This is a genomic window from Mesorhizobium sp. M0040, assembly GCF_040323505.1.
In the GTDB taxonomy this organism is placed as follows: Bacteria; Pseudomonadota; Alphaproteobacteria; order Rhizobiales; family Rhizobiaceae; genus Mesorhizobium.
In genome coordinates, this window is the sequence record NZ_JAMYVA010000089.1 from 1 (window position 1) to 12072 (window position 12072).

The window sequence follows — 12072 nt, forward strand, 5'->3', positions numbered from 1 at the left end:
CGACCAGCTGACGCCCGGTCGGGCGCTCACGTCGCAGCCGGCGGCACCGTTATGCGACATTTCTACTTTGCTGACATCGCGACATTCGAACTTGGTTGCAACAAAGTCTTCGACAAGGCTGGCATACTTGCCGGAGCCAGCGGGTTCCTGGGCTGTGCCGCCGCGATAGCTGGGTCCCTCTGGCGCGCACGGCAGCGGGGGTTGGTCACCACCTATGGGTCCTCACGATGGGCCATGAAGCTGGAAATCGAGAAGGCGGGGCTGTTTCAGCCGGCCGGCGTTTTCCTTGGCGGACTGAATTATCGCTATCTGCGCCATGACGGACCAGAACACGTCATGGCCTTTGCGCCGACACGTTCGGGCAAGGGCGTCGGACTCGTTGTTCCAACCCTTCTTTCCTGGACCGGCTCGGCCGTCATTCACGACATCAAAGGCGAGAACTGGCAGCTGACCTCTGGCTGGAGGTCGAAGTTCTCGCACTGTCTCTTGTTCAATCCGACCGATCCGAGATCGGCGCGGTACAACCCGCTGCTGGAAGTGCGCAAAGGTCCAGATGAGGTCCGCGACGTTCAGAATATCGCCGACATTCTCGTCGATCCGGAAGGCGCGCTGGAGCGGCGGAACCATTGGGAGAAGACCAGTCATTCACTCCTAGTTGGCGCCATCTTGCACGTGCTCTACGCCGAAGAGGAAAAGACACTCGCCCGTGTCGCCACCTTCCTGTCGGACCCGCAACGCTCATTCGCTGCGACACTGCAGCGGATGATGACCACAAACCACCTCGGCACGGTGGACAAGCCCCAGGTCCATCCGGTCGTGGCCTCGGCGGCTCGTGAGGTGCTGAACAAGTCAGAGAACGAGCGCTCAGGCGTTCTCTCGACCGCCATGTCGTTTCTCGGGCTCTATCGTGATCCAACGGTGGCCGCGGCAACATCGGCCTGCGACTGGCGCATTGCCGACCTTGTGGATGCCGAGCGACCGATGTCGCTGTATCTGGTCGTGCCGCCGTCGGATATCTCGCGCACTAAGCCCCTGGTGCGATTGGTGCTCAATCAAATCGGCCGGCGGCTGACCGAGCGCCTGGAGGGCGATCCAAAGAAGAGCCGCAAGCATCAGCTCCTGATGATGCTGGATGAATTTCCGGCGCTCGGTCGGCTCGACTTCTTCGAGACTGCGCTCGCCTTCATGGCAGGCTACGGCATCCGCGCTTATCTGATAGCGCAATCGTTGAACCAAATCTCCAAGGCCTATGGCGAGAACAACGCCATTCTCGACAATTGCCATGTGCGGATTGCCTTTTCCTCAAATGACGAGCGCACGGCCAAACGCATCTCGGACGCGCTCGGTACCGCGACGGAACTCAGATCGATGCGCAACTATGCCGGCCATCGGTTGGCGCCCTGGTTGTCCCACGTCATGGTAAGCCGCCAAGAGACCGCTCGCCCCCTGCTGACGCCGGGTGAGGTGATGCAGTTGCCGCAGGCCGACGAACTAATCCTGGTTTCGGGATTGCCGCCGATTCGCGCCAAGAAGTTGCGTTATTACCAGGATCCGAATTTCACCGAGCGAGTGCTGCCTTCGCCGGTGCTGCGCGACGGTGCCTACGCGGATCGGCCCACGTCGCGCCCGGACGATTGGAGCGGACAGGTGCGCGGCCTGGATCGGCGTCTTGCTGGCGACGACGACAGTGCCGGCGCGGCAATCGAAGACGGAGGTGTCCAGCAGCAGCGCCATCCGGGCCTGCCCGAAGAACGGACCCTCGTCGCCCAGGAGCCTGATCATGGCGATCTGTTCACGCCCGCAGACGATGACTGCGAGACGCTCGCCGACAAGCGCGTCATGGATCGGATTTCCACCGCAGCACGTGCGTACGGCCTCAACGAGGGAATGGGCGACGACAAGGACATCGTGCCCGGCTTCTGAACGGCGCGCCATACGCGGGCGCATCTCAGCGTAGATAACGGCCGTAAGCGATTTCGAGGATCTCGACGATGCTCGTTCCCGTCGCCGGTGCATCAGCGCCGGTCAGAGGGAACAAGCAGCATGAAGCCCCACCGCATTCGTCACCAGTTTTTGCTTGGACCCGAGTTGAGCGAGAAGCTGGAGAACCTCAGCCGCAATCCATCGACCACCAAATCGGCCATTGTGGCGCACGCGGTCGAGGCCTTTATCGAGCGGCGTGGGGAGAATGAACTCGACCACCGCTACGGCAAGAGGCTCGACCGTCTTTCCCGTGACCTCGGACATGTCAGGCGCGATGTCGAGATGATCCTGGAGAGCTTGGCGCTCTTCATCCGCTTTTCGATCACGCTTCATGCTCACACGCCGGTGCCGGACAAGGCCACGCAAGCGATTGCCCAGGAGCGCTTCGAGAAATTCGTCGAACAGGTCGGCCGCCAAATCGCTTCCGGGAAACGGTCACTTGGCACCGACGATCGCAGGGGAGGGGAAGGATGAGTTCTCATCCGGAAGCCGACCATCGCCGCCGCGCCATGCTGCGCACCGCCATGGGTCCGGCGATCACCGAAGCCCTTGCCGATCCGACCGTCATTGAGGTGATGGTCAATCCCGACGGTGCGCTGCGGCTCGACCGGTTGGGTGAAGGCCGGGTCGACACCGGCGTGCACATGCATCCTTCTGAGGCCGAACGCATCATCCGCCTGGTCGCCTCCCACGTGCGCGCCGAGGCGCATGCGGACAATCCGATTGTCAGCGCCGAATTGCCATCGGGCGAGCGCTTCGAGGGTCTGCTGCCGCCTGTCGTGCTGGGGCCATGCTTCGCCATCCGAAAGGCTGCGGCGAAACTCTACACGTTGGCCGACTATGTCGCCGACGGGGTCATGCTGCCGCTGCAGGCCGATGCGCTGAAGAAGGCGGTCCGCGAGCGGCACAACATCCTGGTCGCCGGCGGCACGTCGTCGGGCAAGACAACACTTGCCAATGCGCTGCTGGCACAAGCCGCCGATTGCGACGAGCGGGTGATCCTGATCGAGGACACGCGCGAACTGCAATGCGCGGCGAAGGATTGCGTTGCCTTGAGGACGAGGCGGGGGTCGATCACGCTCGCCGATCTCGTGCGCTCGACCCTGCGGCTCAGACCCGACCGCATCATCGTGGGCGAAGTCAGGGGCGCGGAAGCCCTGGACATGCTGAAGGCATGGAACACCGGGCATCCCGGCGGCATCGCGACGGTTCACGCCAATTCGGCGCGCTCCGCTCTCTACCGTATCGAGCAGCTCGCCCAGGAAGCCGTCGTCACCGTTCCCCGCCGCCTCATCGCTGATGCGGTAGATCTGATCGTCTTCATCGCTGGGCGCGGATCCTCGCGCCGCATTGACGCGATCGCTGAGGTCACCGGTCTCGACAGCAGCGGTGATTACGCCGTCACCCCGCTCACGCTTCCGCAACTCCAGCAGTTTTGAAAGGTCACCTCATGCTCAAGAAGCTTCGCTTCCTTTCGTCCACCGCGCTCGCGTTTCTTCTCACCGTCCCGGCCCACGCAGCGGGCTCCGGCATGCCTTGGGAACAGCCGCTGCAGCAGATCCTTGAGTCGGTCCAGGGACCGGTCGCCAAGATCGTCGCGGTGATCATCATCATCACCACCGGCCTGACCCTTGCTTTCGGCGACACGGCAGGCGGTTTTCGCCGGCTGATCCAGATTGTCTTCGGCCTGTCGATCGCCTTCGCGGCATCGAGCTTCTTTCTCTCCTTCTTCTCCTTCGGCGGCGGGGCACTCGTCTGATGGCCACCGGAGAGCAGCATATCGAGGGTTTCGAAGTCCCCGTTCACAGGGCATTGACTGAGCCGATCCTGCTGGGCGGCGCGCCGCGAGCGGTGGCGATCCTCAACGGCACGGTGGCCGCGGCAATAGGCCTTGGCCTGCAGCAGTGGATCGCCGGACTGGCGCTCTGGATCGCCGGCCACACGCTCGCGGTCTTTGCCGCTCGCCGCGATCCGGACTTCGCCAGCGTGCTTGTCCGTCATCTTCGCCTGAAGGGGTGGCTTGCATGCTGAACCTTTCGGAGTATCGCGGCAAAGCCGATCGGCTGGCCGATCATCTGCCCTGGGCCGCTTTGGTCGCGCCCGGCATCGTGCTCAATAAAGACGGTAGCTTCCAGCGAACCTTCCGGTTCCGTGGCCCCGACCTTGAAAGCGCGACCGAAGCCGAATTGGTCGGCATCTGCGCACGAGCCAACAATGCGCTACGAAGGTTGGGCTCCGGATGGGGGTTGTTTTTCGAGGCCGAGCGCGTTGAAGCGCTGGGCTATCCGAGCTCGGCTTTTCCCGATGCTGCCTCATGGCTGGTCGATGAGGAACGGCGCGCGGCCTTCGAGGGCAAGGTCGCGCACTTCGAGAGTCGCTATCATCTGACCTTGGTCTTCATGCCGGCGCCAGATGGCCAGGCGCGGGCGGAAAGCGCACTGGTCGACTCGCATCACTCGGGAGGGGCTAGAGACTGGCGCCAGGAGCTGGCGTGGTTTCGCGACGAGACCGACCGCGTCCTGGATTTGCTGTCCGGCTTCATGCCGGAAGTGCGCGCCCTCGATGATGCCGAGACGCTAACCTATCTGCACGGCACAATCTCGACCTACCGCCATCCGGTCGCCATGCCGGAAACGCCAATGTATCTCGACGGTGTTCTGGTTGACGCGCCGCTTACCGGCGGCCTGGAGCCGATGCTGGGTGAGCAGCATCTGTGCACCCTCACCATCCTTGGTTTCCCGAACGTCACCCGGCCAGGGATCCTCGACGCGCTCAACCATCAGGATTTCGCCTACCGCTGGATGACGCGCTTCATCCCGCTCGACAAGACGGAAGCCACAAAGACACTGACCCGGTTGCGCCGTCAGTGGTTTGCCAAGCGCAAATCGATCGCAGCCATCCTGCGCGAGGTCGTGACCAACGAACCCGTCCCTCTCGTCGATAGTGACGCCGACAACAAGGCGCTCGATGCGGATGCCGCCCTTCAGGCATTGGGCGGCGATCACGTCGGCTTCGGCTATCTCACCACAACGGTGACGGTATGGGACCAGGACCGGCAAGCCGCCGCGGAAAAGCTCCGAGCGGTTGAGCGCATAGTCAATGGGCTCGGCTTCACCACGATCCGTGAAAGCATCAATGCGGTCGAGGCGTGGCTCGGCTCGTTGCCCGGTCATGTCTACGCTAACGTTCGCCAGCCGCTCATTCACACGCTGAACCTTGCCCACGTCATGCCGCTGTCGTCGGCGTGGGCCGGTCCGGTGGATAACGAGCATCTCGCCAACGTGACTGGGACCGAATCCCCGCCGCTTCTCTTCGCAGAGACCAGCGGGTCGACACCGTTTCGGCTTTCCACCCATGTCGACGATGTCGGTCACATGCTGATCGTTGGTCCGACCGGTGCCGGCAAGTCGGTTCTGCTCGCGCTAGTCGCTCTGCAGTTTCGACGCTATGCCGGGGCGCAGGTCTATGTCTTCGACAAGGGCAATTCGGCTCGTGCGGCAACACTGGCCATGGGCGGAGAACACCACGCGCTGGGCGCGGATGGTGCGCTTGCCTTCCAGCCACTGAGCAATATCGGCGACCAGACTACTCGCAGCTGGGCGGCGGAATGGATCGCCGGCCTCATCGCCCATGAGAATGTCACCGTAACGCCTGAGGTGAAGGAGGCGATCTGGTCGGCCCTGACCAGCCTTGCCACCGCGCCGGCGCAGGAACGCACGCTCACTGGACTGTCGGTCCTGCTTCAGTCCAATGCGCTGAAATCCGCGTTGATGCCGTACACGCTCGATGGCCCGTTCGGGCGTCTGCTCGATGCCGATGAAGATCGGCTGGCTTTGTCGGATGTGCAGTGTTTCGAGACCGAAGAGCTGATGCACCAGGAAGGCGCCGTGCTGCCGGTGCTCACCTATCTCTTCCATCGCCTCGAGGAGCGGTTCGACGGCCGGCCAACACTGCTCATGCTCGACGAGGCCTGGGTCTATCTCGACAACCCGCTCTTTGCCGCCCGCATCCGCGAATGGCTGAAGGTGCTGCGAAAGAAGAACGTCTCCGTCATTTTCGCCACGCAGTCACTTGCAGACATCGCTGCCTCGTCGATCGCGCCGGCAATCATCGAGAGCTGCCCACAGCGCATTTTTCTTCCCAATGACCGTGCCGTGGAACCGCAGGTGCGGGCAGCCTATGAGTGCTTCGGCCTGAACGAGCGGCAAATCGAATTGGTCGCCCGTGCCATACCGAAGCGCCAGTATTATCTGCAGTCGCGCCGCGGCAACCGCCTCTTCGAGCTCGGGCTCGGCCCGATCGCTCTTGCGCTCTGCGGCGCCTCTGATCCGGCCACGCAAGCTTTGATCGACAGCGTCCTGTCAGAGCACGGGCAGGACAGCTTTGCCTCCCGGTTCCTGAGTGCGCGCGGCCTCGATTGGGCTGCCGAGCTTCTCCAGCAATTCCCTCAACCAGACAAGGAGCAATCGTCATGATGCGGCGCCGCCTTCTCACCAGCCTGATCACCGTTTCCCTGATCGCAAAACCGATGGCCGACTACGTCCAGCCGGCCCACGCCCTGATCGTGTTCGATCCGTCGAATTATGCGCAGAACGTGCTGACAGCGGCACGTTCCCTGGAGCAGATAAACAACCAGATCCAGTCGCTTCAGAACCAGGCGACCATGCTGCAGAACATGGCGCGCAACCTTCAGCGCCTGGATTTTTCTTCCGTCGGCCAGCTCACAGGTTCGCTCCAACGGATCGACGGCCTGATGACCCAGGCCAGCGGCCTGAGCTTCGATCTCGACAAGCTTCAGAACCAGTGGCGTGTGCAATATCCGGAAAGCTACGACGCCACAATCAAGGTCAGCGATGTGGCGAGCGCCGCGCGCGAGCGCTGGCAAAACGCCATGCAGGCGTTCCGCCAAACCATGAGCGCGCAGTCGCAGATCGTGGAGAACGTGCGGGCCGACGGCGACCTGCTTACCGATCTCGTCAACCGCAGTCAGGGCGCGGCAGGTGCCCTTGAGGCAAGCCAGGCCACCAATCAGCTGATCGCGCTTTCGACCAAGCAGCAGATCCAGATTCAGACGCTGCTCGCGACCCAGTTCCGGGCTGAAGCCGAAGATGCTGCCCGCAAGGCGCAGTCCGAGGAAGCCGCCCGCGAGACGACGAAGCGTTTCCTGGGCACCGGTACGGCCTATCCCGGCAACTGATCAGCAGTTCTTCAAGACAACGAGGAAGGCGGCGACATGAATGACCTCGGCGTCATTGATCGCTTCATGGAGACTTTTACCCGCTATATTGATAGCGGGTTCGGTCTGCTTTCGGGCGACGTCGCCTTTCTCACCACCATCCTGATCGGCATCGACATCACGCTGGCAGGCCTGGTCTGGGCGTTCGGCGGCGAGCCCAATGTTCTTGGCCGGCTTGTCCGAAAAGTGCTCTATGTCGGCGCCTTCGCCTTCATCCTGAACAATTTTAAGAACCTCGCCGACATCATCTACCATTCCTTTGCCGGCCTCGGCATCAACGCATCGGCCGGCAATCTGTCCGCCGACAGTCTCCTGCGGCCAGGCCGCATTGCCGCGGCCGGCTTCGAGGGCGCCTGGCCGCTGCTCAATCAAGCGAGCCAGCTAGTCGGCTTCCCCGAGATTTTTGGCAACGCGCTGACCATCTTCGTGCTGCTTCTCGCCTGGTTCCTGGTCCTCATCGCCTTCTTCATCCTTTCCATCCAGCTTTTCATCACCATCCTGGAGTTCAAACTCACCACATTGGCCGGCTTTGTTCTGGTGCCCTTCGCGCTCTGGAACCGCTCGGCGTTTCTGGCCGAGCGCGTGCTCGGCAATGTGATCTCGTCGGGCATTAAGGTGATGGTGCTTGCCGTCATCGTCGGCATCGGCTCCACGCTCTTCGGCGAGTTCGCTTCCGCCCTGCAAGGCAAGGAGCCGGACTTGGCCGCGGCCATGTCACAGGTACTGGGCGCGTTGGCGCTGCTTGGGCTCGGCATTTTCGGACCGGGAATTGCCTCGGGTCTTGTTTCCGGCGCGCCGCAGCTTGGCGCGGGAGCCGCACTCGGAACCACCGCGGCGGCCGCCGGATCAACGCTCGTTGCCGGAGGTGCGGCGCTTGCCGGCGCGCGCATGGCAACCGGCGGCGGTCTCGCCGCCGTTCGAGCCGGCACGGCCATGGGATCGGCTGCTTCCACAGCTTGGCAGATGAGGCGTGCAACATCGCCCGAGTCCGGCCTCTCCGGCGTAGCTGCTGGACTGCAGGGCGTTGCCGGCGCAGCTGGCGGCGCCGCGATTCGGGGAATGCAATCTGCAACAGAACCATTCCGGCGCAGCGCCGATGCCGGCCGCGATGCCGCCTGGACCGCGACGGGCGGCACGCCGACCGCATCAATGACCGGAAACCCTGCCGCGTCAGGTGCCGATGCCGCGCCGGCGTGGGCGAGGCGCTTGCGTTCCGAACAGACCGCGCGCGCCCATCGCCACGCCGCCACGCAGGCCGTCCGCGATGGCGATCGGGGTGGAAGCGGCGCCAACCCCTCTCTCAACGATAAGGAAGACTAGATGCTCTTCAAGCGACCTGTTCAGCGTTACGGGAAGACGCCCCACCCCGTCACACCATACCAGAAGGCCGCCCAACTTTGGGACGAGCGCATCGGCACTGCGCGCGTGCAGGCAAGGAACTGGCGCCTGATGGCCTTTGGCTGCCTCGCTCTGACCACCGGGCTCTCTGGTGGACTCTTGTGGCAGTCGATGCAGGGCCGCGTCGTGCCCTATGTCGTCGAGGTTGATCGTTTCGGCGAGGCGCGCGCCGTCGCTCCAGCAATCCGGGACTACGAGCCCACCGATGCCCAGATCGCCTGGCATCTCGGCCGCTTCATCCAGAATGTCCGCTCTGTTTCCACCGATGCGGTGCTGGTGCGGCAGAATTGGCTCTCTGCCTACGACTTTGCCACCGACCGCGGAGCCCTCTTTCTCAACGAGTACGCTAAGGCCAACGACCCGTTCGGCAAGATCGGCACGCGCAGCGTCTCGGTGCAGGTGACGAGCGTGGTTCGAGCGTCCGACAGCTCCTTTCAAGTCAAATGGACCGAGCAGGTCTTTGAGCGCGGCAGCCTCGCCAGCACAACGCGTTGGACCGGGATCCTCACCATTGTGATCCGGCCGCCGAACAATACCGATCAGCTGCGCAAAAACCCGCTCGGCGTCTTCATCAATGCCATCGACTGGTCGCGCGAGCTCGACAGTGCCGCGCAGACTTCCGTTCCCCCAAAGGAGCCCGCCAATGATAAATAGACTCTCGTCGCTCCGCACTGCGCTGGTCCTGTCGACGTCGGCTGCGGTCATCTCCGCCTGTGCCTCGAAGCCGGTGCCGCCACCTCAGATTTCCTATGATGCTGCCAAGTTCCAACCGGCGGCAATCGAGAAGGCGCCGGAGAAGCCCGTCAAGGTCGTGGAAGTGCCGAAACCGCTGCCGCTGCCCGGCCAGTTGCAGCCCGAGCCGGGCAAGGCTGCTGAAGACAGGCGCTCGCCTGAAGAACGTGTCGCCGATGCCAACAAGGCGGCGACGCAGCAACCCACTAAATATGGCTATGTGAATGCGGTGCAGGTTTACCCCTTTGCCGAAGGCGCGCTCTACCAGCTCTATGCCGCACCGGAGCGCGTCAGCGATATCGCTCTGCAGTCAGGCGAGAAACTCCAATCCGTGTCGGCCGGCGATACAGTGCGCTGGGTAATTGGCGACACCGTCAGTGGCTCCGGCGATGACCAGCGCACCCATGTGCTGGTGAAGCCCTTCGCGCCAGGACTTGCCACCAATCTGGTGATCACAACGGACCGGCGAAGCTATCACCTGCAGCTTCAAAGCACGGATAAGACCGCCATGGCGGCCATCTCCTGGACCTACAGCGAGGACCAGATCATCGCGCTACGCCGGCGCAATGCGCAGGCCGAGGCTGCTATGCCAGTGGCGTCGAATGTGGCTCTCGAAAATATTCGCTTCCGCTATTCGATTACCGGGGACATGCCGCCCTGGAGGCCCACGCGCGCGTTCGATGATGGCAGCAAGGTCTACATCGAGTTTCCGCGCCGCATCGATCAGGGCGAGGCCCCGCCGCTCTTCATCGTCGGTGCTGACGGGGACAACCAGCTCGTCAACTACCGCATGCGGGGCAACTATTACATTGTCGATCGCCTCTTCGCCGCGGCCGAACTGCGCCTCGGCGCCAAGCAGCAGCAGGTGGTGCGCATCACGAGGACCGACGGCAGGCAAGCGCCGCGGCGGATATTGCTCTTTTCGCGTTCCAGCAGGTGAGGGACGGCCCATGACGGATACTTCCCGCTCCAATGCTCCACCGAAACTCGATCCTGAACAGCTGCAGCTGCGGGCCTCGCCTCGCCGCGCTGTGCGCTTCAAGCGCGGCATTATTGTCGCCATTGCAGCTGTTGGTTCCGGCACCGTTCTAGGCGTCACCATGATGGCGTTGCAGGGACCGGCGCTGCGCATCAAAGAGCAGGCTGAAGAGCTTTACAACACTGAGCGGAAGCCAACGGCGGAGGCAATTGAAAGGCTGCCTAAGGACTATTCCGGGATCAAGCCCAAGCCTCCAGTGCTTGGACCACCGCTGCCCGGCGACCTCGGCCGCCCCATCCTTGAGCACCAACGCCAGCTGGGCATCGCGCCGGGCCAGGAGGTTTCGGCGGAGGAGCAGCGCCTTGCACAGCAGGCGATCGAAGCGCGCGAATCGCAAGTCTTCTTCCGGATCGAAAATCGACCCCGGCAAGCGGATGCCGCCGGCAACGGGCAGGGCGGGCGTCCACCCTTTGATGGAACGGCTCCTCAATCCGATGCCGCACGCGATTCAGCTTCCGTTGCACCGGCCGAGGGCGACCAAAACAATCAACAGCGCAAGCTCGATTTTGTCAGCCAGCGGAACACAAGTGGAATCTACAATCTGCATGCACTGCAGACGCCGGCTTCGCCGTATCAGCTGATGGCCGGCAGCGTCATCGCAGCGAGCCTTATCACTGGCATCAATTCCGACTTGCCCGGCCTCGTCGTTGCACAGGTCACCGAGAATGTGCACGACACAGTCACCGGCAGCACCTTGCTCATTCCGCAAGGCTCTCGCCTGATTGGCACCTATGACAGCGTTGTTGCCTTTGGACAAAGGCGCGCGCTGCTGGTCTGGCAACGGATACTGCTGCCCGACGGCTCTTCAATCGAAATCGACAATCTGCCGGCGACGGACACCGCCGGCTATGCCGGGCTTGAGGACAAGGTGGATTTCCACACCTGGCAGCTGATCAAAGGCGTTGCGCTGGCCACGTTGGTAGGGGTCGGCACCGAGCTGAGCCTCGGGGAAGACGAAAGCGACCTGGTCAAAGCAATCCGCGAATCCGCTCAGCAGAACGTCAGTCGAGCTGGCCAGCGCATCACCGAGAAGAACCTCAATATTCAGCCCACGATCACCGTCCGCCCTGGTTGGCCACTGCGCGTCATCGTGCACAAGGATCTTGTGCTACGGCCGTACCCGAATTGACTGGAGTCATCATGACCAATCTGAAACTCGGCAAACTTCCGGATCGGACACCTTCGAAGATCACCATAAGCGTAAATGCAGACCTGAACCAAGCACTGAAGGACTATGCGGCGCTTTATCGTCAGACCTATGGCGAGTCCGAATCGGTAGCGGAACTGATCCCGTTCATGCTGGCGGAGTTCCTGGAGAGCGATCGAGCGTTTGCCAAGGCCAGAAAGGAAGGGCTCCCTGTCGTCGACAAGTCAGAGAAATCGCGGCGGCAGCCAATTTCAGGGTCCGAATAAGTGACAGCGACCAGTGAGTCCGAGGGGGGCACCTTTCTAGGCGGGCAAATGCATTGAAGCAATTTGCCGGCGGCAAGCCGAAACATAGGGCACAATAGACGAGCTGATCTGCCCCGAACCAATGCCGGCTCTGCGCCTCAAATTGGTCGTTAAGCATGTCCCTACAACAGATACCCTCCGGCGAAGGCCGCCTTGCGAGAGGACGGCACGGTAGCGAGGCTGCGCTCTTAAGGTCGCCCTTACGAGCGAAGTTAGCAGCACAGCATGAGCC

At 62.6% G+C, this 12072-nt stretch carries 11 protein-coding genes and 1 pseudogene; all 12 read left to right on the forward strand.

Going from position 1 to position 12072, the window contains the following annotated elements; translation table 11 throughout:
* Window positions 1-84: 84 nt before the first annotated feature.
* A pseudogene (locus NKJ91_RS32515) lies at window positions 85-1923 on the forward strand (conjugal transfer protein TraG); the annotation flags it as partial.
* Between the two features lie 120 nt (window positions 1924-2043).
* Window positions 2044-2457: a CopG family transcriptional regulator gene (locus tag NKJ91_RS32520; RefSeq protein ID WP_352458763.1), complete on the forward strand. Its 414-nt coding sequence runs from the start codon at window positions 2044-2046 to the stop codon at window positions 2455-2457.
* The gene (gene trbB / locus NKJ91_RS32525) at window positions 2454-3422 is read left to right on the forward strand and encodes a P-type conjugative transfer ATPase TrbB (RefSeq protein ID WP_352458764.1); all 969 of its coding nucleotides are present in this window, start codon (window positions 2454-2456) and stop codon (window positions 3420-3422) included. Before NKJ91_RS32520 ends, trbB begins: the two co-directional genes overlap by 4 nt.
* 11 nt (window positions 3423-3433) lie before the next feature.
* Window positions 3434-3742, forward strand: coding sequence for a TrbC/VirB2 family type IV secretion system protein (locus tag NKJ91_RS32530; RefSeq protein ID WP_023680310.1), 309 nt, complete (start codon window positions 3434-3436; stop codon window positions 3740-3742).
* The gene (locus NKJ91_RS32535; protein WP_023680309.1) at window positions 3742-4014 is read left to right on the forward strand and encodes a VirB3 family type IV secretion system protein; all 273 of its coding nucleotides are present in this window, start codon (window positions 3742-3744) and stop codon (window positions 4012-4014) included. The genes NKJ91_RS32530 and NKJ91_RS32535 overlap by 1 nt, the downstream gene beginning before the upstream one ends.
* Window positions 4008-6458 (forward strand): conjugal transfer protein TrbE, encoded by a 2451-nt coding sequence (gene trbE / locus NKJ91_RS32540; protein ID WP_352458765.1) that lies wholly within the window; start codon window positions 4008-4010, stop codon window positions 6456-6458. The genes NKJ91_RS32535 and trbE overlap by 7 nt, the downstream gene beginning before the upstream one ends.
* The gene (gene trbJ, locus NKJ91_RS32545; RefSeq protein WP_023718720.1) at window positions 6455-7180 is read left to right on the forward strand and encodes a P-type conjugative transfer protein TrbJ; all 726 of its coding nucleotides are present in this window, start codon (window positions 6455-6457) and stop codon (window positions 7178-7180) included. The genes trbE and trbJ overlap by 4 nt, the downstream gene beginning before the upstream one ends.
* A gap of 36 nt (window positions 7181-7216) precedes the next feature.
* Window positions 7217-8539: a P-type conjugative transfer protein TrbL gene (gene trbL / locus NKJ91_RS32550; protein ID WP_352458766.1), complete on the forward strand. Its 1323-nt coding sequence runs from the start codon at window positions 7217-7219 to the stop codon at window positions 8537-8539.
* Window positions 8540-9271: a conjugal transfer protein TrbF gene (trbF, locus tag NKJ91_RS32555; RefSeq protein WP_352458767.1), complete on the forward strand. Its 732-nt coding sequence runs from the start codon at window positions 8540-8542 to the stop codon at window positions 9269-9271.
* Window positions 9261-10289, forward strand: a complete 1029-nt coding sequence (gene trbG / locus NKJ91_RS32560) for a P-type conjugative transfer protein TrbG (RefSeq protein ID WP_352458768.1) — start codon at window positions 9261-9263, stop codon at window positions 10287-10289. The genes trbF and trbG overlap by 11 nt, the downstream gene beginning before the upstream one ends.
* 10 nt (window positions 10290-10299) lie before the next feature.
* Window positions 10300-11517, forward strand: coding sequence for a TraB/TrbI/VirB10 family type IV secretion system protein (locus tag NKJ91_RS32565; protein WP_352458770.1), 1218 nt, complete (start codon window positions 10300-10302; stop codon window positions 11515-11517).
* An 11-nt stretch (window positions 11518-11528) separates the two neighbouring features.
* On the forward strand, window positions 11529-11801 hold the full coding sequence (locus tag NKJ91_RS32570) for a DUF2274 domain-containing protein (RefSeq protein WP_352458772.1): 273 nt from the start codon (window positions 11529-11531) through the stop codon (window positions 11799-11801).
* Window positions 11802-12072: the final 271 nt, after the last annotated feature.

What these genes read in the sequence shown, in the direction of transcription:
- trbG (WP_352458768.1), top strand. Translation starts at nt 9,261, where the DNA reads ATGATAAATAGACTCTCGTCGCTCCGCACTGCGCTGGTCCTGTCGACG.
- NKJ91_RS32570 (WP_352458772.1), top strand. Translation starts at nt 11,529, where the DNA reads ATGACCAATCTGAAACTCGGCAAACTTCCGGATCGGACACCTTCGAAG.
- trbJ (WP_023718720.1), top strand. Translation starts at nt 6,455, where the DNA reads ATGATGCGGCGCCGCCTTCTCACCAGCCTGATCACCGTTTCCCTGATC.
- NKJ91_RS32530 (WP_023680310.1), top strand. Translation starts at nt 3,434, where the DNA reads ATGCTCAAGAAGCTTCGCTTCCTTTCGTCCACCGCGCTCGCGTTTCTT.
- NKJ91_RS32535 (WP_023680309.1), top strand. Translation starts at nt 3,742, where the DNA reads ATGGCCACCGGAGAGCAGCATATCGAGGGTTTCGAAGTCCCCGTTCAC.
- trbL (WP_352458766.1), top strand. Translation starts at nt 7,217, where the DNA reads ATGAATGACCTCGGCGTCATTGATCGCTTCATGGAGACTTTTACCCGC.
- NKJ91_RS32565 (WP_352458770.1), top strand. Translation starts at nt 10,300, where the DNA reads ATGACGGATACTTCCCGCTCCAATGCTCCACCGAAACTCGATCCTGAA.
- trbB (WP_352458764.1), top strand. Translation starts at nt 2,454, where the DNA reads ATGAGTTCTCATCCGGAAGCCGACCATCGCCGCCGCGCCATGCTGCGC.
- NKJ91_RS32520 (WP_352458763.1), top strand. Translation starts at nt 2,044, where the DNA reads ATGAAGCCCCACCGCATTCGTCACCAGTTTTTGCTTGGACCCGAGTTG.
- trbF (WP_352458767.1), top strand. Translation starts at nt 8,540, where the DNA reads ATGCTCTTCAAGCGACCTGTTCAGCGTTACGGGAAGACGCCCCACCCC.
- trbE (WP_352458765.1), top strand. Translation starts at nt 4,008, where the DNA reads ATGCTGAACCTTTCGGAGTATCGCGGCAAAGCCGATCGGCTGGCCGAT.